Origin of the sequence: Rhodomicrobium sp. R_RK_3, from assembly GCF_002198715.1 — a bacterium.
Classification (GTDB): domain Bacteria; phylum Pseudomonadota; class Alphaproteobacteria; order Rhizobiales; family Rhodomicrobiaceae; genus R-RK-3.
Map to the genome: position 1 here is coordinate 18,610 of NZ_MWLK01000021.1, position 23,830 is coordinate 42,439.

Annotated in this window: 21 protein-coding genes; 6 read left to right on the plus strand and 15 right to left on the minus strand. The window is 64.7% G+C overall.

Features of this window, described 5'->3' with window-relative positions:
* Positions 1-226: 226 nt before the first annotated feature.
* Positions 227-1,474 (minus strand): phosphoglycerate dehydrogenase, encoded by a 1,248-nt coding sequence (gene serA, locus BLEFHOIH_RS11005; protein WP_088345341.1) that lies wholly within the window; start codon positions 1,472-1,474, stop codon positions 227-229.
* Between the two features lie 189 nt (positions 1,475-1,663).
* Between serA and BLEFHOIH_RS11010 the strand changes: the two genes are divergently transcribed.
* On the plus strand, positions 1,664-2,143 hold the full coding sequence (locus tag BLEFHOIH_RS11010; protein ID WP_088345343.1) for a CYTH domain-containing protein: 480 nt from the start codon (positions 1,664-1,666) through the stop codon (positions 2,141-2,143).
* A gap of 505 nt (positions 2,144-2,648) precedes the next feature.
* Here the strand turns inward: BLEFHOIH_RS11010 and glpK are convergent.
* The 11 genes from glpK to BLEFHOIH_RS11065 all read right to left on the minus strand — a co-directional run bounded on the left by glpK (position 2,649) and on the right by BLEFHOIH_RS11065 (position 15,284).
* Positions 2,649-4,139: a glycerol kinase GlpK gene (gene glpK / locus BLEFHOIH_RS11015; protein ID WP_088345345.1), complete on the minus strand. Its 1,491-nt coding sequence runs from the start codon at positions 4,137-4,139 to the stop codon at positions 2,649-2,651.
* Positions 4,140-4,362: 223 nt separating this feature from the next.
* Complete coding sequence (locus BLEFHOIH_RS11020) at positions 4,363-6,072, minus strand: ABC transporter substrate-binding protein (protein WP_088345347.1); 1,710 nt, start codon at positions 6,070-6,072, stop codon at positions 4,363-4,365.
* A 63-nt stretch (positions 6,073-6,135) separates the two neighbouring features.
* Entirely contained in the window at positions 6,136-6,417 is a 282-nt protein-coding gene (locus BLEFHOIH_RS11025) for a DUF2160 domain-containing protein (RefSeq protein WP_088345349.1), read from the minus strand.
* A 12-nt stretch (positions 6,418-6,429) separates the two neighbouring features.
* Entirely contained in the window at positions 6,430-7,206 is a 777-nt protein-coding gene (locus BLEFHOIH_RS11030; protein WP_088345836.1) for a carbohydrate ABC transporter permease, read from the minus strand.
* 135 nt (positions 7,207-7,341) lie between these two features.
* Positions 7,342-8,211: a sugar ABC transporter permease gene (locus BLEFHOIH_RS11035; RefSeq protein WP_088345351.1), complete on the minus strand. Its 870-nt coding sequence runs from the start codon at positions 8,209-8,211 to the stop codon at positions 7,342-7,344.
* 2 nt (positions 8,212-8,213) lie between these two features.
* Positions 8,214-9,290, minus strand: a complete 1,077-nt coding sequence (locus tag BLEFHOIH_RS11040) for an ABC transporter ATP-binding protein (protein WP_088345353.1) — start codon at positions 9,288-9,290, stop codon at positions 8,214-8,216.
* Positions 9,291-9,297: 7 nt separating this feature from the next.
* Positions 9,298-10,383, minus strand: a complete 1,086-nt coding sequence (locus BLEFHOIH_RS11045; protein ID WP_088345355.1) for an ABC transporter ATP-binding protein — start codon at positions 10,381-10,383, stop codon at positions 9,298-9,300.
* Between the two features lie 40 nt (positions 10,384-10,423).
* The gene (gene glpD, locus BLEFHOIH_RS11050; RefSeq protein ID WP_088345357.1) at positions 10,424-11,965 is read right to left on the minus strand and encodes a glycerol-3-phosphate dehydrogenase; all 1,542 of its coding nucleotides are present in this window, start codon (positions 11,963-11,965) and stop codon (positions 10,424-10,426) included.
* A 104-nt stretch (positions 11,966-12,069) separates the two neighbouring features.
* Complete coding sequence (locus BLEFHOIH_RS11055) at positions 12,070-12,855, minus strand: DeoR/GlpR family DNA-binding transcription regulator (RefSeq protein WP_088345359.1); 786 nt, start codon at positions 12,853-12,855, stop codon at positions 12,070-12,072.
* A 228-nt stretch (positions 12,856-13,083) separates the two neighbouring features.
* A complete protein-coding gene (locus tag BLEFHOIH_RS11060) occupies positions 13,084-14,028 on the minus strand; it encodes a hypothetical protein (protein ID WP_088345361.1) in 945 nt (314 codons plus the stop codon).
* Positions 14,029-14,426: 398 nt separating this feature from the next.
* Positions 14,427-15,284, minus strand: coding sequence for an ATP-dependent Clp protease proteolytic subunit (locus BLEFHOIH_RS11065; RefSeq protein WP_088345363.1), 858 nt, complete (start codon positions 15,282-15,284; stop codon positions 14,427-14,429).
* A gap of 561 nt (positions 15,285-15,845) precedes the next feature.
* Between BLEFHOIH_RS11065 and BLEFHOIH_RS11075 the strand changes: the two genes are divergently transcribed.
* The 4 genes from BLEFHOIH_RS11075 to BLEFHOIH_RS11090 all read left to right on the plus strand — a co-directional run bounded on the left by BLEFHOIH_RS11075 (position 15,846) and on the right by BLEFHOIH_RS11090 (position 20,220).
* On the plus strand, positions 15,846-18,005 hold the full coding sequence (locus BLEFHOIH_RS11075; RefSeq protein ID WP_088345367.1) for a dynamin family protein: 2,160 nt from the start codon (positions 15,846-15,848) through the stop codon (positions 18,003-18,005).
* 13 nt (positions 18,006-18,018) lie between these two features.
* The gene (locus tag BLEFHOIH_RS11080; protein ID WP_088345369.1) at positions 18,019-19,134 is read left to right on the plus strand and encodes a hypothetical protein; all 1,116 of its coding nucleotides are present in this window, start codon (positions 18,019-18,021) and stop codon (positions 19,132-19,134) included.
* A gap of 58 nt (positions 19,135-19,192) precedes the next feature.
* Positions 19,193-19,606 (plus strand): DUF551 domain-containing protein, encoded by a 414-nt coding sequence (locus tag BLEFHOIH_RS11085; RefSeq protein WP_088345371.1) that lies wholly within the window; start codon positions 19,193-19,195, stop codon positions 19,604-19,606.
* Between the two features lie 110 nt (positions 19,607-19,716).
* On the plus strand, positions 19,717-20,220 hold the full coding sequence (locus BLEFHOIH_RS11090) for a prepilin peptidase (RefSeq protein ID WP_088345373.1): 504 nt from the start codon (positions 19,717-19,719) through the stop codon (positions 20,218-20,220).
* A gap of 161 nt (positions 20,221-20,381) precedes the next feature.
* On the opposite strand, the gene BLEFHOIH_RS11095 is transcribed toward BLEFHOIH_RS11090, so the two are convergent.
* Both BLEFHOIH_RS11095 and BLEFHOIH_RS27505 read right to left on the minus strand, forming a co-directional pair.
* Entirely contained in the window at positions 20,382-22,007 is a 1,626-nt protein-coding gene (locus BLEFHOIH_RS11095) for a choline dehydrogenase (RefSeq protein WP_088345375.1), read from the minus strand.
* Positions 22,007-22,141 (minus strand): hypothetical protein, encoded by a 135-nt coding sequence (locus tag BLEFHOIH_RS27505; protein ID WP_280950390.1) that lies wholly within the window; start codon positions 22,139-22,141, stop codon positions 22,007-22,009. The genes BLEFHOIH_RS11095 and BLEFHOIH_RS27505 overlap by 1 nt, the downstream gene beginning before the upstream one ends.
* Before the next feature lie 147 nt (positions 22,142-22,288).
* Between BLEFHOIH_RS27505 and BLEFHOIH_RS11100 the strand changes: the two genes are divergently transcribed.
* Positions 22,289-23,080, plus strand: a complete 792-nt coding sequence (locus tag BLEFHOIH_RS11100; RefSeq protein ID WP_088345377.1) for a glucose 1-dehydrogenase — start codon at positions 22,289-22,291, stop codon at positions 23,078-23,080.
* 43 nt (positions 23,081-23,123) lie between these two features.
* Here BLEFHOIH_RS11100 and BLEFHOIH_RS11105 read toward each other — a convergent pair whose 3' ends face one another.
* Positions 23,124-23,654: a globin domain-containing protein gene (locus tag BLEFHOIH_RS11105; protein WP_088345378.1), complete on the minus strand. Its 531-nt coding sequence runs from the start codon at positions 23,652-23,654 to the stop codon at positions 23,124-23,126.
* Positions 23,655-23,830 lie beyond the last annotated feature (176 nt).

Sequence of the window (23,830 nt, forward strand, 5' to 3'; positions counted from 1 at the left end):
CGCGCCGATAACGATCAGCCGGACGCGCCGCATCGACCTTGATTTTAATCAAGCGGCTTCAATTCTAGCGATGGTCTATTGGTGAACCGTTGTGGCGATTGCCTGGATTTGACAGGTCGCGCGCGAGGGATCGCATTTCCTGGCAAGTCGGCGACCCGGCGCCCAAGGGTCACAACCGCATGCGGGGCATGGTCGTTCGCCAAGGGGCCGGGGCAAGGGCGGGTCGTCAGGCGCGGCTGTACAGCATCCGGGCACGGATGGTGCCGGGGAGGTCGCGGATTTCCTTCAGCACGCCGCGGGCGTCGGCGACGGAGCCGTCAGCGTCCAGCACGACATAGCCGATCTGGCCGTCGGTCTGGAAATACTGGCCGGAGATGTTGATGTTGCGCCGATTGAAGATGGCGTTCAGCCGGCTCAGCTCGCCGGGCACGTTCTGGTGCACCTGGATGAAGCGCGTCCCGCTCGGGCGAGGCGGCAATTGCACTTGCGGGAAATTCACCGCGCCATAGGTCGAGCCGACGTCCGAATATTCGATCAGCTTGCGCGCGACTTCCGCGCCGATGCGCTCCTGCGCCTCCTGCGTCGAGCCGCCGACATGCGGCGTCAGGATGACGTTTTCCAGCCCTTGCAGCGGCGAGACGAATTTCTCGCCGTTGGCGGTCGGTTCGACCGGGAACACATCGACCGCCGCGCCGGCCAGATGGTTGACCTTCAGCGACGCCGCCAGCGCTTCGTCGTCGAACACCGTGCCGCGCGCATTGTTGATGAAGAACGCCCCCGGCTTCATCGCCCGGAATTCGGTCTCGCCGATCAGGCCCTTGGTGTCTGGCGTCTCCGGCACATGCAGGCTGACCACGTCGGACTGGCTCAGCAGCTCGCCGAGCGTGTCGACAGGCACCACATTGCCGCGATTGAGCTTGTCGGTCGGGTCGAAGAAGATCACCCGCATCCCCATGGCCTCGGCCAGTTCGGCAAGCTGGCTGCCGATATTGCCGTAGCCGATGATGCCGAGCGTCTTGCCGCGCACCTCATGCGAGCCGGCCGCCGACTTGTCCCAGCCGCCCTGATGCGCCGAGGCCGACTTCGGAAAAATGCCGCGAAACAGCATGACGATCTCGGCGATGGTCAGCTCGGCGACGCTGCGGGTATTGGAGAAAGGCGCGTTGAAGACCGGCACGCCCATGTCGCGCGCCGCCAGCAGATCGACCTGATTGGTGCCGACGGAAAAACAGCCGACCGCGATCACCGAGCGCTGCCCGTCCAGCGCCTCCGGCGTAAGCTGGGTGCGCGAGCGGATGCCGAGCATGGAGACGCCGGAGAGCGCGTCGCGCAGCTCATCACCGTTCAGCGCCTTGGTTTGACGTTCGATATTGCCGTAGCCGGCGGCGTTCAGCGCCGCGACGGCGGTATCGGAGATCCCTTCCAGCAGCAAAATCTTGATCTTGTCCTTGGGACGCGAAAGTGCCGTGCTCATGTGACCTTTAGAGTTTGGAATGCGTTTTCGCGGCCATGAACAGCAAATTGGCCGTGCGAATTCAAGCAAAGCTTTCGTGTTAGGTGGGTCCGGCGGCACGGCGTGGCAAGAAATTGCGTGCTTAAGACAAGACCGGGTCCTACCATCCGGCTAGCATCAACCCTTGTGTTTTGCTCGAAGGCGGTTGGCATGGGTGTCGAGATCGAACGGAAGTTCCTGGTCGCCACGTCAGACTGGATGGATGCGGCGGTCTCGTCCCGCGAATTGCGCCAGGCCTATATGGCCGTCACGCCCGCCGCTTCGATCCGCATCCGCATCGAAGGCGAGAGCGCGGCGTGGCTCACCATCAAAAGTGCGGCAGCTGGGATCGAGCGGGCGGAGTTCGAATATGCGATCCCCGTCAGCGATGCCGCGCAATTATTGACCTTGCGCACCGGCGGCGTGGTGCAGAAGCGCCGCCATATCGTGCCGGCCGGCGGCGATATTTGCTGGGAGATCGACGTCTTCGGCGGTCGGCTGGAGGGGCTGGTGATCGCCGAGATCGAATTGGAGACGCGCGAGCAGACCATTCCGCATCCGAACTGGCTGGGTGAAGAAATCACCGGAGACGCGCGGTTCTCGAATGCCAATCTCGCAATGAACGGGTTGCCCGAGGGATTTTTGCGTTAATTTTCGGTAACAAACGCGGCGCCGATCACGCGATTTTGAGCCTTAAACGAAAAAGGCCCGGGCTATTTCCCCCAGCCCGGACCTCTCTTCTGCCCCCCGGTCAAACCGTGAAACCCGCGATGCACGCGATTCGAGTACGTGGCGGATACTGGCCGCAGATTATGCCCGAACTGTGGCACGATGTGGCAAATCGCAAGGGATTCCCGCCCGTTATGGAACCTTCCGCGCGCATCATTATAAGCAACAGCGCTAGGCCCGTTTACGCATGCGGTGTTTTACCGAGCGGGATTTTGTTGACGGTGGCGTAAGGGACGCAAGGGGCGATTCGATTTTCGGGCCGCGGGCCTCGCCCTTTCCCTCCCTTCGTCCCGGACGCCGCGAAGCGGTGAGTCGGGACCCAATGGCCGTTCCGCGAACGCTGCTGCAGAGGAACCGCGAGTGGGCCGCGGCTCCGACGGCCCGGGCGACGATAAGAGGATTTCGGAAATCGCAGAGGTCTTCGCTGCTATGACGCGCTTAGCGTGCGGCGCACGGCGTCGCGCCAGCCGGCGAGTTTGGCTTCGCGGGCCTCCGCGCCGATGGAGGGTGTGAAGCGGCGGTCGAGGCGCCAGCTTGCGGCAAACCCTTCCTCATCCGGCCAGACGCCGGCCTGACGGCCCGCCAGCCATGCCGCGCCGAGGGCAGTTGTCTCCAGCACCATCGGCCGGTCGATGGGCGCATCCAGGATATCGGCGAGCCATTGCATGGTGCGGTCGGAGGCGACCATGCCGCCATCGACGCGGAGTACCGTGTCGCCATCCGAGCGCCAGTCGCGATGCATCGCATCGAGCAGGTCGCGGGTCTGGTAGCAGACCGATTCCAGCGCGGCGCGGGCGAGTTCCTTCGGGCCGGTCGACCGCGTGAGGCCGAACAGAGCGCCGCGCGCTTCGGCGTCCCAATGCGGGGCGCCGAGACCGGTAAATGCCGGGACGAGATAGACGTTCTGGTTCGGATCGGCGGCCTCGGCCATCGGGCCGGACTGGTCGGCGCGGTCGAGGATTTTTAGCCCGTCGCGCAGCCATTGCACCGCCGCGCCCGCAACGAAGATCGAGCCTTCCAGCGCATAGGTCGGCTTGCCGTCGAGCTGATAGGCGACGGTGGTCAGCAGCCGGTTCTTCGACGGCACCGGCTCCGCGCCGATATTCAGCAGCGCAAAACACCCCGTGCCATACGTCGATTTCATCATGCCCGGTTTGAAGCAGGCCTGGCCGACCGTCGCCGCCTGCTGGTCGCCCGCGATGCCGCCGATGGGGATCGCCGCGCCGAGGATGGAGGCGTCGATGGTGCCGAAATCGGCGGCGCTGTCCTTCACCTGCGGCAGCATTGCGCGCGGAATGCGGATCAGCCGCAAGAGCTCGTCGTCCCAGTCGCCGGTGCGGATGTTGTAGAGCAGGGTGCGCGAGGCGTTGGTCGCGTCGGTAACATGGACGCGGCCGCCGGTGAAGTTCCAGACCAGCCAGCTATCGACGGTGCCGAAGGCGAGCTTTCCCGCCTCGGCGCGCGCGCGGGCGCCTTCGACATGGTCGAGGATCCAAGCGGCCTTGGTGCCGGAGAAATAGGGGTCGAGTAGGAGGCCGGTGCGCGCGGCGACATCGGCTTCGGCGCCTTCTGCCTTGAGGCGGGCGCAGATCTCGGCGGTGCGGCGGTCCTGCCAGACGATGGCGCGGTGGATCGGCTTGCCGGTCTCGCGGTCCCAGATGACGGTCGTCTCGCGCTGATTGGTGATGCCGATGGCGGCGATGGCGCTGGCGGACAGGCCGGCATCGGCAAGGGCGAAGCGGATGGTGTCGAGGGTGGTGCGCCAAAGGTCGTCCGGCTCGTGCTCGACCCAGCCGCTTTGCGGAAAATGCTGCGGAAATTCCTGCTGGCCGCGCCCGCGCACGCGGTAGCCCTCATCGAAGACAATCGCGCGCGACGAGGTGGTGCCCTGGTCGATTGCGAGAATGAAGCCGCTCATGGTCCTGCCCTCCCTTTGAGCTTGTTTCCCGCATCTTACGCGGCGGGTTTGTGTGCGGAAAGGCTTGCGCTCAAGGCTTTCCCCCTCACCCACCCGCCTGACGGCGGGAGCCCTCTCCCACAAGGGGAGAGGCCAAGTGGGGCGCCTCTCGTTTTTTTGCCCTCTCCCCTTGCGGGAGAGGGCGGGCGCGAAGCGACCGGGTGAGGGGGACTTTTTCCTTCGCCTACTTCTTCTGCCAGCTCTTCACCAGCTCGTCATAGTTGACGGTGATCGGCTTTTCCTTCTCGTTGGCGATCTTGGGACGTGGGGCGCCGCCCTTCTTCATCCACTCTTCCGCGCTGGTCTCCGGGTTCAACTTGGGACCGATATCGCCCTGAACGCCGGAGCGTTCGATGCGGGCGAGCACCTGTTCCTGAGCCTGGCAGAGCGAGTCCATCGCCGCCTGCGCGGTCTTGGCGCCCGACGAGGCATCGCCGATATTCTGCCACCAGAGCTGCGCCAGTTTCGGATAGTCAGGCACGTTGGTGCCGGTCGGCGACCATTGCAGGCGGGCCGGCGAACGGTAGAACTCGATCAGGCCGCCGAGCTTGGGCGCGCGCTCGGTGAAGCTCTTGTCCTGGATGGTGGATTCGCGGATGAAGGTCAGGCCGACATGGCTCTTCTTCACGTCCACAGTCTTCGAGGTCACGAACTGCGCATAGAGCCATGCGGCCTTGGCGCGGTCGGTCGGCGTCGATTTCATCAAGGTCCAGGAGCCGGCGTCCTGATAGCCCAGCTTGTTGCCTTCCTGCCAATAGACGCCATGCGGCGAAGGAGCCATGCGCCATTTCGGCAGGCCCGCGCCATCGACGACCGGCAGGCCGGGCTTGACCATGTCGGCGGTGAAGGCGGTGTACCAGAAGATCTGCTGCGCGACCGCGCCCTGGGCCGGCACCGGGCCGGATTCGGAGAAGGTCATGCCATTGGCTTCCGGCGGCGCATATTTCTTCAGCCATTCGACATATTTCTCGATCGAATAGACCGAGGCGGGCGCATTGGTGTCGCCGCCGCGCGCCATGCACGATCCGACCGGCTGGTCCTTCTCGTTGACGCGGATGCCCCATTCGTCGACCGGCTTGCCGTTCGGGATGCCCTTATCGCCATTGCCGGCCATCGACAGCCACGCATCGGTGAAGCGCCATCCGAGCGAGGGGTCCTTCTTGCCGTAGTCCATGTGACCATAGACTTTCTTGCCGTCGATGGTCTTGCCGGTGAAGAATTCGGCGATGTCCTCATAGGCCGACCAGTTGACCGGCACGCCGAGATCGTAGCCGTATTTGGCCTTGAAATCGGCCTTGTTCTTCTCGTCGTTGAACCAGTCATAGCGGAACCAGTAGAGGTTCGCGAATTGCTGGTCGGGAAGCTGGTAGAGCTTGCCGTCCGGCGCAGTGGTGAAGGAGCGGCCGACAAAGTCGTTCACATCCAGCGTCGGCGAGGTGACGTCCTTGCCTTCGCCCGCCATCCAGTCGGTCAGGTTGCGGACCTGCTTGTAGCGCCAATGGGTGCCGATCAGATCCGAGTCGTTGATATAGGCGTCGTAGATGTTGTTGCCGGACTGCATCTGCGTCTGCAGCTTCTCGACGACGTCGCCTTCGCCGATCAGATCGTGCGTTACCTTGATGCCGGTGATCTCGGTGAAGGCCTTGGCGAGCACTTTGGATTCATATTCGTGCGTGGTGATCGTCTCCGACACCACCTTGATGTCCATGCCCTTGAAGGGTTCGGCCGCCTTGATGAACCATTCCAGCTCCTTCAGTTGCTCTTCCTTCGAGAGCGACGAGGGCTGGAACTCGGCGTCGATCCATTTCTTTGCCGCCTCGCTATCGGCGAGAGCCGGAAGGCAGCCGGCCAGCAGCGCGGCTGCCGCTACGGTTGCCATGAGATGTTTTCGCATTCTTCTTCCTCCCAGTTGGCTTCAGTCACTTCCAGTCTTCCCCGGCGGGGCGGCGCTTCCGGCCTATACCCAACGGAAAACGCAGAGCGCATAGGCGAATGAGATCGCCAGCGCCCACCATAGATTCGGGCCGATGAGCCCGAGCCAGGCGAGATGTATGAAGGCGCTGCCGAGCAGCGAGATGAACAGCCGGTCGCCGCGCGTCGTCTCGATGCGCAGCACGCCGTAGCGGGCGCCGCCGCCGGGCGAGTAATATTCCCAGACGCCCATCGAGGCGATCAGCAGCGCAATGGTGACGAAGAACAAGGCCGTCGGCCACGTCCAGGCCATCCATGACAGATCCATGCGAACGCCTCCTCAGACCCGGCCCAGGGCAAAGCCCTTGGCGATGTAGTTGCGCACGAAATAGATCACCAGCGCGCCCGGAATGATGGTCAAGACGCCGGCGGCGGCGAGCACGCCCCAGTCCATGCCCGAGGCGGAGATGGTGCGGGTCATGGTGGCGGCGATCGGCTTGGCGTCGGTGGTGGTCAGGGTGCGGGCGATCAAGAGCTCGACCCAGGAGAACATGAAGCAGAAGAAGGCCGCGACGCCGATGCCGGAGGCGATCAGCGGCATGAAGATCTTGCCGAAGAAGCGCGGGAAGGAATAGCCGTCAATATAGGCGGTCTCGTCGATCTCCTTCGGCACGCCGGACATGAAGCCTTCGAGAATCCACACGGCGAGCGGCACGTTGAACAGGCAGTGCGCCAGCGCGACGGCAATATGCGTGTCGATCAGCCCGAACGCCGAATAGAGCTGGAAGAAGGGCAGGGCGAACACGGCAGGCGGGGCCATGCGGTTGGTCAAGAGCCAGAAGAACAGGTGCTTGTCGCCGAGGAACCGGTAGCGCGAAAAGGCATAGGCGGCGGGCAGGGCGACGGTGATCGAGATCACCGTGTTCATCACCACATAGATGATCGAGTTGATATAGCCGTTATACCAGGCCGGGTCGGTGAAGATGACGGTGTAATTGTGCAGCGTCGGGTTGAGCGGCCAGAGCGAGAAAACGCCGGTGATCTCCTCATTGGTCTTGAAGCTCATATTGACGAGCCAGTAGATCGGCAGCATCAGGAAGACGATATAGAGCGTCATCACCAGCCAGCTATAGTCGCGCCGCCGCGTGCGCTTGGCGGCCTCGCGGGTCAGGCTGCGGGCGGCGGTGCGCTCGGCGGTTTCGCGGGACATGCCGCCGACGCCAGTCGTTTCCTCGCGGGACATCGTCATGGCCTATTTCCGGTCCTGTCCGGCATTGGTCATCACCGTGTAGAAGATCCAGGAGAACAGCAGGATGATCAGGAAGTAGATGATCGACATGGCCGCCGCCGGCCCAAGGTCGAACTGCCCGATCGCCATCTTCACCAGATCGATGGAGAGGAATGTCGTCGAATTGCCGGGACCGCCGCCGGTGACGACGAAGGGCTCGGTGTAGATCATGAAGCTGTCCATGAAGCGCAAAAGCACCGCGATCAGCAGCACGCGATTCATCTTCGGCAACTGGATGTAGCGGAACACCGCCCAGCGGGAGGCGCCGTCGATCTGCGCGGCCTGGTAATAGGCCTCCGGGATGGCGACGAGACCGGCATAGCACAGCAGCGCGACGAGGCTGGTCCAGTGCCAGACGTCGATCAGCACTACGGTGATCCAGGCGTCGAGCGGATCCTGGGTGTAGTTGTAGTCGAAGCCGAGCGCTTCCATTGTGTGGCCGAGCAAGCCGATATCGACGCGGCCGAAGACCTGCCAGATGGTGCCGACGACGTTCCACGGGATCAAAAGCGGCAGCGCCATCAGCACGAGGCAGAGCGAGACCGTCCAGCCCTTGCGCGGCATGGCGAGCGCGATGACGATGCCGAGCGGGATCTCGATGGCGAGCACGATGAAGGAGAACAGCAGGTTGCGCCAGAGCGCTTCGTGGAAGCGCTCGGAGGCCAGGATCTGCTTGTACCACTCGGTGCCGGCCCAGAAGAACTGGTTGTTGCCGAAGGTGTCCTGCACCGAATAATTCACCACCGTCATCAGCGGGATGACGGCGCTGAAGGCGACCAGCAAGAGTACCGGCAGCACCATGAACCAGGCTTTGTTGTTCCAGGTCTTTTCCATGGCTAAGCGGCCTCCGGCGTGACGAGACGGGCATCGGAGTAGATGTTGATGCGGGCGGGGTCGAAGCTGGCGCGCGGCTCGGCCGGCACCTCGTCGCCGTCGCCGAGAATGGCGTTGATCGGACGGCCGGCGACATGGCCGCGAACGATCTTGTGGCGCCCGATATTCTCGACCGCCCGGATGGTCACCGGCAGGTCGCCGGTCGCGCCGACGCGGACGAATTCGGGGCGGATGCCGAGCTCGGTCATGCCGGTCAGCTTGCCGTAATTGCGGCCGAGCGGGACGGTGAAATCCTGGCTCAGCCGGGCGCGGTCGCCCTCGACATGGCAGGGCAGCACGTTCATGCCGGGCGAGCCGATGAAATAGCCGACGAAGGTGTGCTGCGGCCGCTCGAACAGCTCGGCGGGCGTGCCCATCTGCACGACCTCGCCCTCATACATGACGACGACGCGGTCGGCGATGGTCAAGGCTTCGGTCTGGTCGTGCGTCACATAGATCATGGTGAAGCCGAAGCGCTTGTGCAGGTGCTTGAGCTGCGAGCGCAATTCCCACTTCAGATGCGGATCGATGACGGTCAGCGGCTCGTCGAGCAGGATGGCGTTGACGTCGTGGCGCACGAGGCCGCGCCCCAGCGAGATCTTCTGCTTCTCATCCGCCGTCAGCGCGCGCGCCTTGCGGTACGCCTTGCCGCCGAGGTCGAGCATCTGGATCAGCTCATCTACGCGCGGCTTGATCTCGGCCTCCGGCACCCGGCGGTTGCGCAAGGGGAAGGCCAGATTGTCGAAGACGGTCATGGTGTCGTAGATGACCGGAAATTGAAACACCTGGGCGATGTTGCGCTGCTCGGTAAGGAGGTACGTCACGTCGTCAGGGCCGAACAGGATGCGGCCATGCGTCGGCGTGATGAGGCCGGAGATGATGTTGAGCAGGGTGGTCTTGCCGCAGCCGGAGGGCCCGAGCAGCGCATAGGCGCCGCCGTCCTGCCAGACGTGGTCCATGCGGCGCAGTGCGAAATCGGCCTCGGTTTTCGGGTTCGGTAGATAGGAATGGGCGATGCCGTCGAGGGTGATGCGTGCCATGTGCCCCTCACGCGGCTGCTTGCGCGACCGGCCCGGCGGCGAGCGCGCCGGACGTGTCGAAGATGAAAAACCGGTCCGGCACCAGATAGACCGGGATGGTCTCGTCCGGCTTGATGACGCGGACGCCATGCACCAGCCCGACCCAGCGCGCATCGGCGAAATCGACGTGCACGAAACTTTCCGAGCCGGTGATCTCGGTGATGGCGACCTTGGCCTTGATCTGCACGGCCTCGTCGCGCGGCGGATCGAGATGCAGATGATGGGCGCGGAAGCCGATGATGTAGTCGCCGTCCGCGAGGCCGAGGCTCTTGCGCGGGACGGGGATCGAGATGCCGCCATCGAGCACGAAATTTGCGCCGGCCTTGCGCAGCCGGATGGTGTTCAGCGGCGGATCGGAAAAGATCTTGGCGGTGCGCAGGTTGGCCGGGTGCTGGTAGACGTCGATTGTCGGGCCGAATTGCGTGACCGCGCCTTCATGCAGCGTGGCGGTCTTGCCGCCGAGCAGCAGCGATTCGCTCGGCTCGGTGGTGGCGTAGACCAGGATCGAGCCGGTTTCGGCGAAGACGGGCGGCAGCTCGGCGCGCAGTTCCTCGCGCAGCTTATAGTCGAGATTGGCCAGCGGCTCGTCGAGCAGCACCAGCGAGGCCCGCTTGACGAAGGCGCGGGCGATGGCCGTGCGCTGCTGCTGCCCGCCGGAGAGATTCAGCGGCGTGCGGTCGAGATAGGGCTCCAGCTTCAGCAGGCGCGCGGCCTGGCGCACCCGCTTTTCGATCTCGGCGCGGTCGAGCTTGGCGACGCGCAGCGGCGAGGCGATATTCTCGTAGACCGTCAGCGAGGGGTAGTTGATGAACTGCTGGTAGACCATGGCGACATCGCGCTTCTGCACGGGCACGCCGATGACGCTCTTGCCGTCGACGAGGATGTCGCCGGAGGTCGGGCGGTCGAGGCCGGCCATCAGCCGCATCAGCGAGGTCTTGCCCGAAAGCGTCGGCCCGAGCAGGATGTTGAGCGAGCCCTTTTCCAGCCGCATCGACACGGAACGGATGAGCGTGTCGGAAGGCGTCGCCTTGCTCACATCGATCAATTCCAGCATGACACTCCTCCCTTCCCCCAAACGCCACTATATGCCGAATTCAGAGGCGCGCCGCCTTTAAAGACGGCAATTCATGCGTTTGGCTCATCCATCGCTCGAGCGCTTCGGCTTCTTCGCGATTGAGACGCAGCCCAAGTTTTGAGCGCCGCCACAGCACATCCGCCGCGGTGCGGGCCCACTCGGTTTCCATCAGATAGCGGACTTCCGCCTCATAGAGCGTGCCGCCGAAATGACGGCCGAGCCCGGCGATGTTGGTGACGCCCGCCAGTACATTGCGCGTATCGGTGCCATAGGCGCGGGCAAGCCGGTAGACATGGTCCGGCGCCAGGAATGCATATTGTTTGGCGAGATCGCGGTAAAGCGTGGCAAAGCCACTCACCGGAAAATCGCCGCCGGGGAGCTTGGCGTCCGCCGTCCAGGCCGGACCGCGCTTGCCCAGCACGGATTCGACCATCTTCATGGCGGATTCGGCCAGCCGCCGGAAGGTCGTGATCTTGCCGCCGAAGATGTTCAGCAGGGCCGGCTGGCCGTCCTCGTCCTGCAGCCGCAGCACATAGTCGCGCGTCGTTTCCTGGGCGCTGCCGGCGCCGTCGTCATAGAGCGGGCGGACGCCGGAATAAGACCAGACCACCTGATCAGGATTGACTGGCTTGGCAAAATATTCGCTTGCCGCGCTGCACAGATATTCGATCTCCTGCGGCGAGGCGGCGACGACGCCAGGGTCGCCCTCATAGTCGATGTCGGTGGTGCCGATCAGCGTGAAATCGCGCTCATAGGGGATGGAGAAGATGATGCGGCCGTCGCCGTTCTGAAAGATGTAGCAGCGCTCGTGCTCGTAGAGGCGCGGCACGACGATGTGGCTCCCCTTGACCAGCCTTACGGCGGCGGAAGCGTTCTGCCCGATGGCCTGCTGCAGGACTTCGGCGACCCACGGGCCTGCTGCATTGACCAGCATGCGGGCGGTCACTTCGCGGATCTCGCCGGTGGCGCCGTCATGCAGGGAGATGTGCCAGAGGCCATCTTCCCGACGCGCCGACATGCAGCGCAGCCGCGTGCGGATCTGGGCGCCGCGCGCGGCTGCGTCCCGGGCGGTCAGCACGACGAGGCGGCTGTCATCCACCCAGCAATCGGAATATTCGAAGGCCCTGCCGAATTCTGGTTTTAGGGGCTTGCCGGCCTCGTCGCGGCGCAGATTGAGCGTCCGCGTCGGCGGCAGCAGCTTGCGCCCGCCGAGATGGTCGTAGACGAAGAGGCCGAGGCGCAGCAGCCAGGCCGGGCGCAGGCCGGGCAGATGCGGCAGCACGAAGCGCAGCGGCCAGATGATATGCGGCGCGCTCTTCCAGAGCGTCTCGCGCTCGAGCAGCGATTCGCGCACCAGCCGAAATTCGTAATGTTCGAGATAGCGCAGCCCGCCATGTACGAGCTTGGTGGCTGCGGAGGAGGTACCGCTGGCCAGGTCATTCATCTCGGCAAGGAGGACGGAGAAACCGCGTCCGGCAGCGTCGCGCGCAATGCCGCAGCCGTTGATGCCGCCGCCGATGACCAGCAGGTCGTATTGAGCCGCTTGATTGCGCTCGTCCAAAAGCCTTCCTCCGTAGCACGATGCGTTATTGTAAGCTTCGCATCTGCGCGGGTGAATGGTAATCGAAAGCGCGGCGCTGTCAACCGAAAGAAAACGAAAGCGGTTCAGGCCGAAAGCGAAACCGGCTTGGGTGCCATCGCCTCATAGAGTTCGACCCGCGCCTCGGCGCAGATCTGGCGGATGGCGTCGTTATCGCAGCGGTCGGTGACGAAACTGTGCATCTGCGACAGATGCGCGATGCGAACCGGGGCGGCGCGCTCGAATTTGGTCGCATCCGAAACCAGGATGACATTGCGCGCATTGCTGATGATCGCCTGGGCCACCTTCACTTCCCGGTAATCATAATCGAGCAGCGCCCCATCGGCGTCGATCGCCGAGGCGCCGATAATGGCGTAATCGACACGGAACTGCTTGATGAAATCGACCGCCGCCTCGCCGACGATGCCGCCATCGGCGCGCCGCACGACGCCGCCGGCAATGATGACCTCGATATCGCGAACGGGGCGCATTGCGTTGGCGACGTTGATATTATTGGTGATGACCATCAGCCCCTGATGGCCGAGCAGCGCACGCGCCACCGCTTCGGTGGTGGTGCCGATATTGATGAAGAGCGAGGCATTGTTGGGGATCAGCGTCGCCGCCATCCGGCCGATGGCCTCTTTCTCCTCGTTGGCGATGGCGCGGCGAGCGTCATAGCCGAAATTCTCGATGCCGGAGGAGAGGATGGCGCCGCCATGCACCCGGGCCAGCAGCCGCTGGTCGCAAAGCTCGTTCAAATCCTTGCGGATGGTCTGCGGTGAGACGTCAAAGCGGGCGGCGAGGTCCTCGACCGTGACGCGGCCGACCTGCTTGGCGATCTCGAGAATGCTGTTCTGGCGGGCAACGAGCATGGGTCCGGTTTCGTTTCGGGTTGTCGCGAAACCATAAACGAAACCACGCAAATGTTGAATTATTATGCGGGAAGGCGGTGAATTTCCAGGGGCCGGCTGCCAAAGAGGCGTCGATAAGGGCCAATCCGCCATGGCATATGATATGCCTGACGAAAGTCAGCAGGCATATCGTATGCCAAAACGAAAGCCGATTGTCGCCAACCGCAGATGCTGAGCCGCTAGGGGCGCTCAGCGTGCGTTGAGGCCGGCGAGATAGCGCGAGGCCTGATCGCTGCCCAATTCCTGCGCCTGTTTGTACCAGCTTCGAGCCTGGGCGATGTCCGGCTGCAAGCCTCTGACTTTCAAATTGTTGAGGAATTGCGGATCGAAACTGCGGCCCATGGCCAGCGCTCCGGCGGCAATGCCCTTGCGCGCGACCTGCAGGTAGAACAGCCGCGCCGAAGCGATATCGCCTTGCTGGGCGAGGATATTGCCGCGCTCCATGATGGATTTGTCGGCGGGGCTCATTTCCTGTGCCTGCGGCTCGCTCCGGGCGACGATGCGTTCGGGCATGGTTTCGGCCGGCGGCGGAGCGACGGCCCGATCCGGGCGGATCACATTCGGCAGCCTGGGATTGGGCTGCAGCGCGGCCGTCGTCTCGGGGGCGTTGATGGCGGTGAAGGCGATGTCGACCGAATAGCGCTCGGGCTCGATGTCCTTGCCGCGGATAAGCAGCACATCCATGGTGAACATGCCTTGGAACTCGGGCGGCGGAATCAGCATCAGCCCGTCAATATCGTTCAGCGACACCGCCCAATAATCCTTCGTGCCGAAGCCGGCCGAGAGCTTGAACTCCGGCGGCAGGTTGCGGAACATCAGGAAGCTGTAGGCCTGGGCCTGATTGCGCGGCAGCCGAACCTTGAGCGCCAAGGGCATTCCGACTGTCCCGGCCGAATTCTCGACCGCGAAGCCCGCGCCGAACTGGATGCGCCGGAGCAGCGCCTCGCTCATCTCCAGGTCGGTCATCGGCGTCGCGGGAAAGGCGTGCGCCTTAAGAGGCGGACCGAATTGCGTCAGGCCGGCCGCGCCGACAATGGCCAAGATCCATGCCATGCGCCCGGCGGGCACCGATGCGGCGGGTTTGGCGCCGGCCGGCTGCGGGACGTTCGAAAAGCCAATGCGATTCAGGGTCATGGGACGGCTCGGACTCTGCTCAATGGTTGATGCACGATACAACGGCTCTGCAAGTCTCGGGCCGGTCGAGGCGGACGTGCCGCCGCGGCCGGGAGGATGGCATGGAGCAAACGCGCGGCCGGTCACCTGCCACGCGCAGGGCGCATGCAGGACGGCTTCGCAAAAAATCGAACCGGAGCTTTATCAAATCTGTGAAAGCCAAGGAAACGCCACCCCAATCCCCCAAGGATTGTGGCGTAATTATCGATAAATATCGACAAAAATAAGGGGACGTGTTTTTCCCCACGTCGATTGCATTCATTCCGTGTTCTTCGCGGTACAGCAGGCCCCCGGGGCAGCCGCGCGTTCGTTGCCCCGCAGCCGCCCTTCGGGGCTGGCGGAAAGCGGCGATCGGCACCTCAACGCGCCGTGCCCGGAGCGGGAATCCCCTGCGGCCGCCCGCGTCCGCCATTCGGGTCGAGCGGCAGGAATTCCACCCCCGACTGCTGCACCGGCTGCGGGTAGAGCGTCATCAGATTGAGCACGCTCTGCGGCAGGCCCAGCTTGACCGGCAGACCGAGCGCGGCGGCTTCGTCATAGGTCAGGGCGTAATCATGCGTCCAGTAGCCGCCCGCCAGCTTCTCGGCGAGCGCCGCTGCCCGTTCCTCGCCGAGCCGCTTGCGCGTCAGCTCGACCGCGCCGCGTTTCACCTGGGCCAGCGCCTTCTCGCTCATGTCGGCCATGACCAGCGTCAGGTCATGCACTTCGCTGAGCGGCTTGCTGTCGCGGGCGCGCACGATGCTGGCGGCGGGGAAGCCGGCGAGCTGCGGATCGATCGGCCCCAAAACCGAGAATTCGCCGAGCAGGATCTCGTTGGCCGCGAGCGCGATCAGCGTCCCGCCCGACATGGCATAGACCGGCACCATGACCCGGACGCGGGCCGGGTGCGCCTCGATGGCGCGCGCGATCTGCATGGCGGCGAGGACGAGGCCGCCCGGCGTGTGGACGATGAAGTCGATGGGCCGGTCCTTCGGCGTCTCCTTGATCGCGGCGATGATGGTCTGCGCGTCCTCCAGGTTGATGAAGCGCGAGACCGGGAAGCCGAGCAGGTTCCGCCGCTCCTGGCGGTGGATCATGGTGATGACGCGCGAGCCCTCGGAGCGCTCGATGGCGCGGATGGCATTCGCCCGCCGCATCGCCCGGACGCGCTCGGCGATGATCGGCTGCAGCGCCAGCACCAGGAACACGATCCAGATCCAGGAGAAGAGATTTTCCATGGCGAAGCCCCCTTTTTGCAGAACACGAACCTCATCATCGCAAACTTTCGCAAGAGCGGAAGTTCCGAATGGCAAAGCCGCGCCGTGACGGCCGCGCGGCCACAAAAAACCCCGGCACGCGGGCCGGGGCAGGTCGATCATCTCGTCTTATTCTTTGTTGCTAGGCGGACCCTCTCGAGGGGAATGGCGATGGGCGGGACGACGAATCGGGACGAAACTTTCGCCGGGCTGACGCGGACAGCCGGCGCCCATTCTGAGCTCGTATAATTCACCAGTCAGACATTTGTTCCGGAAAACTTCAGCGAATTTGCGACAGTTCTAGTGACCGGAACGTGCGTCTGCGGCATTCAATAAAACGTCAAACATGGTATAAGACCCTGATAATGGGTAGGCATTGGAATTTGGCCGCGAACGGCAAAATCAGTTTCAGATTTGGGCATTTTGGAAGGATTTGCGGGATCATGCTGCCGCTCGACTTTGGGGAAATGCCGGTGAGTTCGACGGACGGCGCGCTGGCAACGCGCCTGGGCCTGGGGGCCGCGACCCGGTGCGGAGGCAGAAATGACCGCACCGCCTGAGAGCTTTTCCAGCCTGACCGATGCCCGCGTCACCTCGCGGCTCGGCGAGATGAAGCGCCGCGTCGGCGAACTCGGCGAGGATCTGCAGGATGCCATCCATGGCCGCGTCGGCAGCTTCGTACATTCGCTGCTGAGCGATCTGGAATCGCATAGCTGCCGCATCGCGGTGATCGGCCAGATCAAGGCCGGCAAGAGCACGCTCATCAACGCGCTGATCCGCCGGCCCGACCTGCTGCCGACCGACGTCAACCCCTCGACCGCCGTCATCACCAAGCTCTATTTCGGCTCCGCCGCAGAGCAGAACAACACCGCCCTGTTCCAGTTCTTCAGCGACGACGAATGGGAGCGCATCATGTCGGGGGGGCGCGCCGGGGCCATGACCATGGAGCGCCACGCCGCGCTCCGGCCCGAACAGCTCGAGGAGCCGCTGGAGGAGCTGCGCCAGCGCGCGGAGACCCGGCTCGGCGCGGAATATCCAAAGCTGCTCGGCAAGCACCACCTGTTCTCCTCCGTTACGGCTGGGCTGCTCGAGCGCTATGTCAGCGCCGGCGATTATGACGACGTGCCCGCCGCCGATGGCGACCGCCGGCATTATTCCGACATCACCAAGACCGCCGAGGTTTTCCTCGAAGGCCAGCCGCTCGGCTATCCCTCGATCATCATCGACACGCCCGGCGTCAACGACCCGTTCCTGGTGCGGGACGAGATCACGCAAGGCAATCTGGGCGACGCCGACATCTATCTGGTGGTGCTGACCGCGCAGCAGCCGCTGTCCAAAAGCGATCTGGCCCTGCTGCGGATGCTAAAGGGCCTGCAGAAGGACCGCATCATCGCCGTCGTCAACCGCATCGACCTGGTGAATGTCGCGGGCGGCGCGGCGGAACGGCTGGCCGCCCATGTCCGCGCCAGCCTGAAGCGCGAATTCCCGCATACCGAGATCCCGGTGGTGCTGGCCAGCGCCCATTGGGGCAATGCCGCGCTCAGCCCCGACATCGATGAGCGCGACGCGGCGCTCGCCTCCTCCTTCGGCGATTATGCCGAGGATCTGGCGCGCCACGGCGAGCCCGGCTTCGAGCGGCCCCGCGCCGACTGGACGCCGGAGCGATCCGCGCAGATGCTCTATCGCGCGTCCGGCATTCCGGCCATCGTCTCGGCGATCTCGCGGCTGATCGGCCATTCGGTGACGGCGGAGCGGCTGCTGCCGGTGGCCTCGACGCTCGGGGCGATTGCCGAAAATACTTCGATCGCCATGCGCTACGGCATCAAGACGCTGCAAGGCGGCGATGGCGGCGACGGCTGGATCCGCGGCCGGGCGAGCCGCAGCTTGCAGGAGCTGGAGACGTTGCTGTCCAAGGTGGAGGCGACGCTGGCCACCTGCGAGCATGAGTTCACGGTGCTGACCGCCGAGGAGATCGGCCGCTTGCGCCGCTTCATGATCTACACGGCCGACAATTTCGCCGAGCAGCAGCGCGAAAGGCTGCTGCAATACGGCTCCTATGCCGCCTTTCGCGGCGAGTTCCAGGAGCAGACCTTCCAGCTCCGCTCGCAGCTCGCCGAGGATTTCTACAAATACATCACCGAGATCTCCAAGCAGTTCCTCACCCGCCAGCAGGAGGCGGAGGCGGCCTTGCGCGTGACGGTGCAGGAGGCGCTGCCGGCGCTCGACAATGTGCTGCATTTCGGCATCCAGGCGACCAGCCTGCCGCCGCCTTCTATCATGCCGCTGAGCAAGGTGACGGGGCTCGATCTCGACAGCTACTGGCTCCCGCGCGCGCATGCCGCGCAGGTCAATCCGGCCGAAGCCGAGAAATTCAAGCAGCTCGTTTCGGCCTCCTTCGCCGAACTGATCGAGGAGCTGTTTCAGCTCGCCGAAGCATCGCAGAAGGAGCATGTGTCCGACGCCCTGCGGCGGCTGCGCTTCCTGAGCTACAGCGCCGTCTACCCGATCGCGCAGCAGCTGCAACAGCTTGTTTCGGCACGCAAAACCATGTCCGGCCGGGCGGACGGGGGACAGGAATGGGTGGCGCCATTCTTCTGGGATCAATTTCTGGCGGAGTGCCGCCAGTCTCTGCTACGCTGCGAGGAGCTGAGCGCCGATTCAGTGACGATCCGGCGTCAATGCATCCAGATGATGAGCAATTAGGAGCGCCGCCCCGGTGGCCAGCAACCAAGACAGCCTGATGGCGGAGCTCAGGTCCATCCGCCATGCCTTGGCGGAGGCGGCGGGGGGCAAGCCGTCGGCCCTGCTCGGTCCCGTGCGCCGCGCGCTCGACCGGCTGGAGCGCTGCCTCGCCCGGCCGCTGCGGATGGCGGTGCTGGGCGAGGAGAATGCCGGCAAGAGCCTGCTTATCAACTATCTGCTGAAGCATCAGGTGCTCCCTTCGGGCGCTTTTGCTGGGGAAGGCAACCAGTTGCTGATCCGCTACGCCGCCGAACCCGCCGTCCATGCGGTCAGCCCCGATGGCAGCCGCAACCGGCTGACCTCGAAAGCCTTCGGCCGCCTGATCAAGCCCGAGACGGTGGTCGCGCGCGCCATGAGCGCCAGCGTGATCTACGACGCCGCGACGGCGGGCCGCTCCGGCCCGCGCGCGCCGATGATCGGTCCGGGCGATCTGGTGGGCGCGCCCCGCAAGACGCCGCAAGCGCCGATGCGTCTGATCGAGATCGGGCTGCCGCTCGATTTTCTGCGCCATCTCGAAATCGTCGAGGTGCGGGCGAGCCCGGATGGCGCATTGACCAGCCCGTCACGCCGCGCCTTCCGCAAGGTCGATTTCAGCATCTGGTGCACGCTGGCGACGCAGGCCTGGAAGGAAACCGAAGCGGCCGCCTTCCGGCGTATCGCGGCGGCGAACCGCAAATCGGCGTTGATGCTGGTGACCTACAAGGACGCCGTGCGGCGCGGCCGCGACGAGGAAAAGATCATCGCCCGACTGCGCCACGCCGGCGGCAAGCTGTTCGACAATGTCGTGCTGGTGTCGCTGCGGGATGCGCTGCAATCGCTGCTCTCCCCGGACGCGGACGATGCCCGGCGGCTCTTTGCCGACAGCAATATCGAGGCGGCCGAGACGGCGATCCGCGCCTTGGCCGACGGCCGCCAGCAGCGGCGCTACCGCAAGGCGGCGGGTCTGTTGCGCCACGCGGCCGAGCGGCTCGCATCGCATGCCCGGCAGGCGGGCGGCGCGGGTCTGGACACGGCGGCGCGGCTCAACCGGCTGGCGGCGGAGTTTCTTGACGCCTCGCCGTCGTTGTCGCTGGCCGAGCGGGCGGCGTGACCGGCGATGAGCGCCCTTTCTGACATGCGTCCTGTAGCCGGAAGGAGCCAGCCGAGCCTTGGCCAAGCTGCCGATGATTGACCGTAAAAACCAGCTCTGCGCCAATTGCCGCTTCTACTGCCAGGACGGCGATTCCGAGAACCGGCTCTATTTCGACGAAAAGAGCGGCGAGTGCCGGCGCAACCCGCCGCATGGCAATTTCTCCTGGTTCCGCACCCGCTCGCATCATTGGTGCGGCGAATGGGAGGCGCAGGGCGGCGGCGGCCGCGCGCGTTGGGCGCGGCTGTCGACCCATCCCAAGGACGACCGGCCGGTGCTGCTCTTCAAGAAGGGGAGCTTCTGCCGGCAGGGCGGCGTGATCGTCGGCTATTGGAATTCGGCCTTCGGCAAATGGCACGATGACGGCGACCGGCTGTTCGAATATAACGAATTCACCGGCTGGATGGAGCTGCCCGAGCCGCCTGATTCCTAGAGCGGGTGTGGCTTGAGATCACAATGATCTCAGTCTTGCATTTGGAGGCGGGCTGACGAGCGGAAAACCGGTCCCACTCCCGCTCTCATGACCGGAGCTGGGGAGGCCCCGTGAACCAGACCGTGCAATTCCTGTTCGCCGCGACTTTCGTCGTCAGCGTGATGTTCGCGATGGTCTCCGATTTCTCGCGGCTGCGCATTCCCAACAGCGTCTCGATCGTGCTGGTTGCCGCCTTCGCGGCCTATGCCCTGTTGGGCGGCGTTGCGCATATCTGGCTACATCTGATGCTGGCAGGCGGGGTGTTCGCGCTGCTGTTCGGGTTCTTCGCGCTGGGCTGGCTCGGCGCGGGGGACGTGAAGTTCCTGAGCGCCCTGATGCTGTGGGCGGGACCGGGGCAGGGGGTCAGCTTCATCGTGCTGTTTGCGGTTTTCGGCGGCGCGCTGGCCATGTCGCTGCTCGCGCTGCGGCGGGCGCTGCCCTATTATCCGATCCTCTCGGAATTGCCGGTGCTGAGCAAGTTCAGCCGTTGGGCGAGAAATGGGCTTTGCCCTTACGGAATCCCGATCGGGCTGGCGGCGCTCTGCGTTGCGCCGGCGATTTTCGCGATTCATTGAGATCCCGATTATTGTCATCCCCGCGAAAGCGGGGATTCAGTAAAGGGCAAAGCCAGCCGGTAGGCAGCGCTAAGCCGCGATTGCTGCGGCGTACCGGATTCGCGCCTTCGCGGGAATGACGAGCGCGGGGAGCCGCAGGGAACCAGGCCCTTCTGCCGCCACTACAACCCCCGCCCCACAATCAAATCGGCGGCGCGTTCGGCGATCATGATGGTGGGGGCGTTGGTATTGCCCCGGATCAAACTCGGCATCACCGAGGCGTCGACGACGCGCAAGCCTTCCGTGCCGATCACCTTCAGCTCCGGATCGACGACGGCGCCGGGATCGTCCGCGCGGCCCATGCGGCAGGTGCCGACCGGGTGATAGATGGTCTCGGCGCGGGCGCGGATGAAGGCGAGCAGTTCTGCATCCGACTGCATGTCCGGGCCGGGGTCGAGTTCGGGGCCGCGATAGGGGTCGAAGGCAGGCGCGGCGAGAATGCGCCGGCCGAGCCGCAAGCCCTCGATCATGATGCGCGCGTCGTCTTCATGGTCGAGATAGCGCGGGTTGATGGCCGGCGGCTTGACCGGATCGGATGAGGCGAGCCGGATTTCGCCCCGGCTTTTCGGTTGCAGGCAGCAGGTATGCAGGCTGTAGCCATAGCCGAAGACGCGGCTGCGGCCATGATTTTCGATGCGCACCGGCAGGAAATGGAACTGCACCTCCGGCAGCGCCGCGTCCGGACGGACCCGGGCAAACCCGCCCGCCTCGGCGATGTTCGAGGTCAGGAAGCCGCGCTTGCGCAACGCGTAATTGAGCACGCCCCAGATCATGGCCGGCAGTGCCGAGACCGCGATGGCATAACCGGCGCGCGAGCGCGTGCTGTGCTGCAGGGTGGCGTCGAGATGGTCCTGCAAATTCTGGCCGACGCCGGGGCGGTCGGCGATGGGCGCGATGCCGAAATCCGTCAGATGCGCCGCCGGACCGATGCCGGACAGCATCAGCAGTTGCGGCGAGTTCACCGCCCCTCCGCAGAGCAGCACTTCGCGTTCCGCCTTGAGATGGAGCGTCTCGCCGCCGCGCGAGAGCCTGACGCCCCGCGCCTTGCGCCCCTCGAACAGCACCGCTTCGGCAAAGCTCTCCGTCAGGATGGCGAGGTTCGAGCGTCCCGCCGCCGGGCGCAGATAGGCTCTGGCCGTCGAGCAGCGGCGGCCGGCCGTCTGCGTCACCTGATAGAGGCCGAGCCCGTCCTGGCGCTCGCCGTTGAAATCGGGGTTGGCGTGAAGCTGCAACTCGCCGCCCGCCTCGGCGAAGGCGCGCGAAAGCGGGCTGACATGGCGCAGGTCGCTGACCGAGAGCGGGCCGCCAATGGCGTGATAATCGTCGGCGCCGCGCTCCTGGTCCTCGGAGCGCCGGAAATAGGGCAGCACCGATGCCCAGCCCCAGCCGGTCGCCCCCTGCTCGGCCCAGCCGTCATAATCCTCCGGCGCGCCGCGAATGTAGCACATGGCGTTGATCGAGCTGGAGCCGCCGAGGGTTTTGCCGCGCGGCCAGTGCAGCCGGCGGCCGCCGAGCTCGAGCTGCGGCGTCGTCTCGTAGGACCAGCTTATGCCCGGCACTTTCGACAGGCCGGCGAGCCCGAAGGGAACGTGCAGGAAGGTGTGCTTGTCTGGGGGCCCGGCCTCGATCAGGCAGACGCTGACGGCGGGGTCCGCGCTGAGGCGGCCGGCGAGCACCGCACCCGCCGATCCCGCGCCGACGATGATATAGTCGAAGGCGCTGCCGTCAGCGGCGGTTTGCGCGCCCATCAGAAGGCCCTTTCCGACGGGAAGGCGGCCATCTGCGTCGTCAGCCGCCGCAGGTAGGACAGATGCTTGAAGCTGGCCCTGGCCCGCGCGCGCACCCGGTCGAGCTGAATGATAAGTTCGCCGTCCAATGGCATCGCCGCCTCCCCAGCCGCGTATTGAGCCAGAATGAGGCTGCAGCACCCGAATGTCCAGCATGGCGCGGTGCGGGATCACCAAGAATGCCTGACGCGAATTCTTCGAATTGCTAGTCTCGTAGAACTGCAAAAGCGACAGGACAGGCAATGAAAAACATGGATGGGAAGAGCGTCATCATAACCGGGGCGGGTACGGGGCTCGGCGCGGCGACCGCACTGGCGCTGGCCAAGCGCGGAGCGAATATCACGGTGAACTATGCCGCGAGCGCCGAAGCGGCCGCGGCGGTCGCCGAGGCCTGCCGCGCCGAGGGGGTGAAGGCGTTCGCGGTGAAAGGCAGCGTCGCCGATTTCGCCGATTGCGAGAGCGTCGTGGCGTCGGCGCGGGAAGCCTTCGGCGGCGTCGATGTGCTCATCAACAATGCCGGCATCACCAAATTCGCCGACCAGAAGGATCTCGACGCCCTCGAGGCGGAGGATTTCGAGCGCATCTACCGGGTGAATGTGATCGGCGCCTATCAGATGGTCCGCGCCGCCCGCAAGGCGCTCGACGCTTCGGGCGAGGGCGCCGTGGTCAACATCTCCTCGATCGCGGGCGTGATGGGGACGGGCTCGTCCTCCGCCTATGCCGCCTCCAAGGGCGCGCTGAACACGCTGACGCTGTCGCTGGCCCGCTCGCTGGCGCCGCGGATCCGCGTCAATGCGGTTTGCCCCGGCTATATGGCGTCCGGCTGGTTCACCAAATGGGCGGGCGCCCAGGCCGACGGGGCCATCGCCCGCAATATCGAACAGACGACACCGCTGCAGCGCGCCTCGACGCCCGAGGATATCGCCGAGACGGTGGTGTATTTCGCCTCGCCTGCCTCGCGGCATGTCACCGGCGAGTTCATTATGATCGATGCGGGCCTGCATCTGGGCGCATCGCCCATAAAAGCGCGGTAGGAGAGGCCGGGGGGCGTCCGAGTTCGGACGCCCTATGCCGCCATCAATGCCGGTAAAGCGATTCCAGCGCCCGGGCGTCGGTCTCGATGCGGGCGGCTCCGGCCGTTTCGAGCTCGGCGGCGACCGGCGCCTCGCCGCGCATGACGCGGATCATCGAGTCGGAGATCATGTCGAAAGCGGCGGTCCAGGCGGCGGCGGTCGGCTCGTCGAACTGGTCGCCAAGCTGCTCGGCGATGCTTGCCAGCAGCGCTTCCTTGCCGAGGCCAAAATCGTCGCTGCCGAGGCCGAGCTGGGCATGGTCGGCGACCAGCTCCGCGACGCCGGGAATGGCGATCTCGAGTTCGCGCGCGCCCGTGACGGGCATGGTCAGCAGCGAGCGGAGTTGCAGCTTGACGAATTCGCCAAGGAATTTCATCAGTTTGCGTTTGCTGGCCTCGAGGTCGGATTGCAGCGCCGGACGAATGTCCGGTGCCAATTCGCCAAGTTTTGCGTAAAAGGAGGTGCCGACCTGATCGGCATAGGGCTCGATCAGGGCAAAGCTACGCTGGACGAGCCGGATCTGTCTGGGAGTCATCGAAACTACGGACTCATAACGAAATGGGTGATGTTTTAGCGTAGCGAAGGTGGGGATTTGCGAATAGGACAAACGGGTGACAGTCGGGGATAAATTCTGCCCGCTTGGGGCCCGCCGTAGTCTCCCTCATGCTTGGCTGGCCGGATTCCGGGAAGAAAACAGTCGCAATTCCGGAA

Coding starts and splice junctions, on each gene's coding strand:
- glpK (WP_088345345.1), bottom strand. CDS start 4,139: ATGAGCGGCTTCATTCTCGCAATCGACCAGGGCACCACCTCGTCGCGC.
- BLEFHOIH_RS11045 (WP_088345355.1), bottom strand. CDS start 10,383: ATGCTGGAATTGATCGATGTGAGCAAGGCGACGCCTTCCGACACGCTC.
- BLEFHOIH_RS11010 (WP_088345343.1), top strand. CDS start 1,664: ATGGGTGTCGAGATCGAACGGAAGTTCCTGGTCGCCACGTCAGACTGG.
- BLEFHOIH_RS27505 (WP_280950390.1), bottom strand. CDS start 22,141: ATGCCATTGGACGGCGAACTTATCATTCAGCTCGACCGGGTGCGCGCG.
- BLEFHOIH_RS11075 (WP_088345367.1), top strand. CDS start 15,846: ATGACCGCACCGCCTGAGAGCTTTTCCAGCCTGACCGATGCCCGCGTC.
- BLEFHOIH_RS11025 (WP_088345349.1), bottom strand. CDS start 6,417: ATGGATCTGTCATGGATGGCCTGGACGTGGCCGACGGCCTTGTTCTTC.
- BLEFHOIH_RS11020 (WP_088345347.1), bottom strand. CDS start 6,072: ATGCGAAAACATCTCATGGCAACCGTAGCGGCAGCCGCGCTGCTGGCC.
- BLEFHOIH_RS11105 (WP_088345378.1), bottom strand. CDS start 23,654: ATGACTCCCAGACAGATCCGGCTCGTCCAGCGTAGCTTTGCCCTGATC.
- BLEFHOIH_RS11055 (WP_088345359.1), bottom strand. CDS start 12,855: ATGCTCGTTGCCCGCCAGAACAGCATTCTCGAGATCGCCAAGCAGGTC.
- BLEFHOIH_RS11040 (WP_088345353.1), bottom strand. CDS start 9,290: ATGGCACGCATCACCCTCGACGGCATCGCCCATTCCTATCTACCGAAC.
- BLEFHOIH_RS11030 (WP_088345836.1), bottom strand. CDS start 7,206: ATGACGCTCTATATCGTCTTCCTGATGCTGCCGATCTACTGGCTCGTC.
- BLEFHOIH_RS11035 (WP_088345351.1), bottom strand. CDS start 8,211: ATGGAAAAGACCTGGAACAACAAAGCCTGGTTCATGGTGCTGCCGGTA.
- BLEFHOIH_RS11060 (WP_088345361.1), bottom strand. CDS start 14,028: ATGACCCTGAATCGCATTGGCTTTTCGAACGTCCCGCAGCCGGCCGGC.
- serA (WP_088345341.1), bottom strand. CDS start 1,474: ATGAGCACGGCACTTTCGCGTCCCAAGGACAAGATCAAGATTTTGCTG.
- BLEFHOIH_RS11095 (WP_088345375.1), bottom strand. CDS start 22,007: ATGGGCGCGCAAACCGCCGCTGACGGCAGCGCCTTCGACTATATCATC.
- BLEFHOIH_RS11100 (WP_088345377.1), top strand. CDS start 22,289: ATGAAAAACATGGATGGGAAGAGCGTCATCATAACCGGGGCGGGTACG.
- BLEFHOIH_RS11065 (WP_088345363.1), bottom strand. CDS start 15,284: ATGGAAAATCTCTTCTCCTGGATCTGGATCGTGTTCCTGGTGCTGGCG.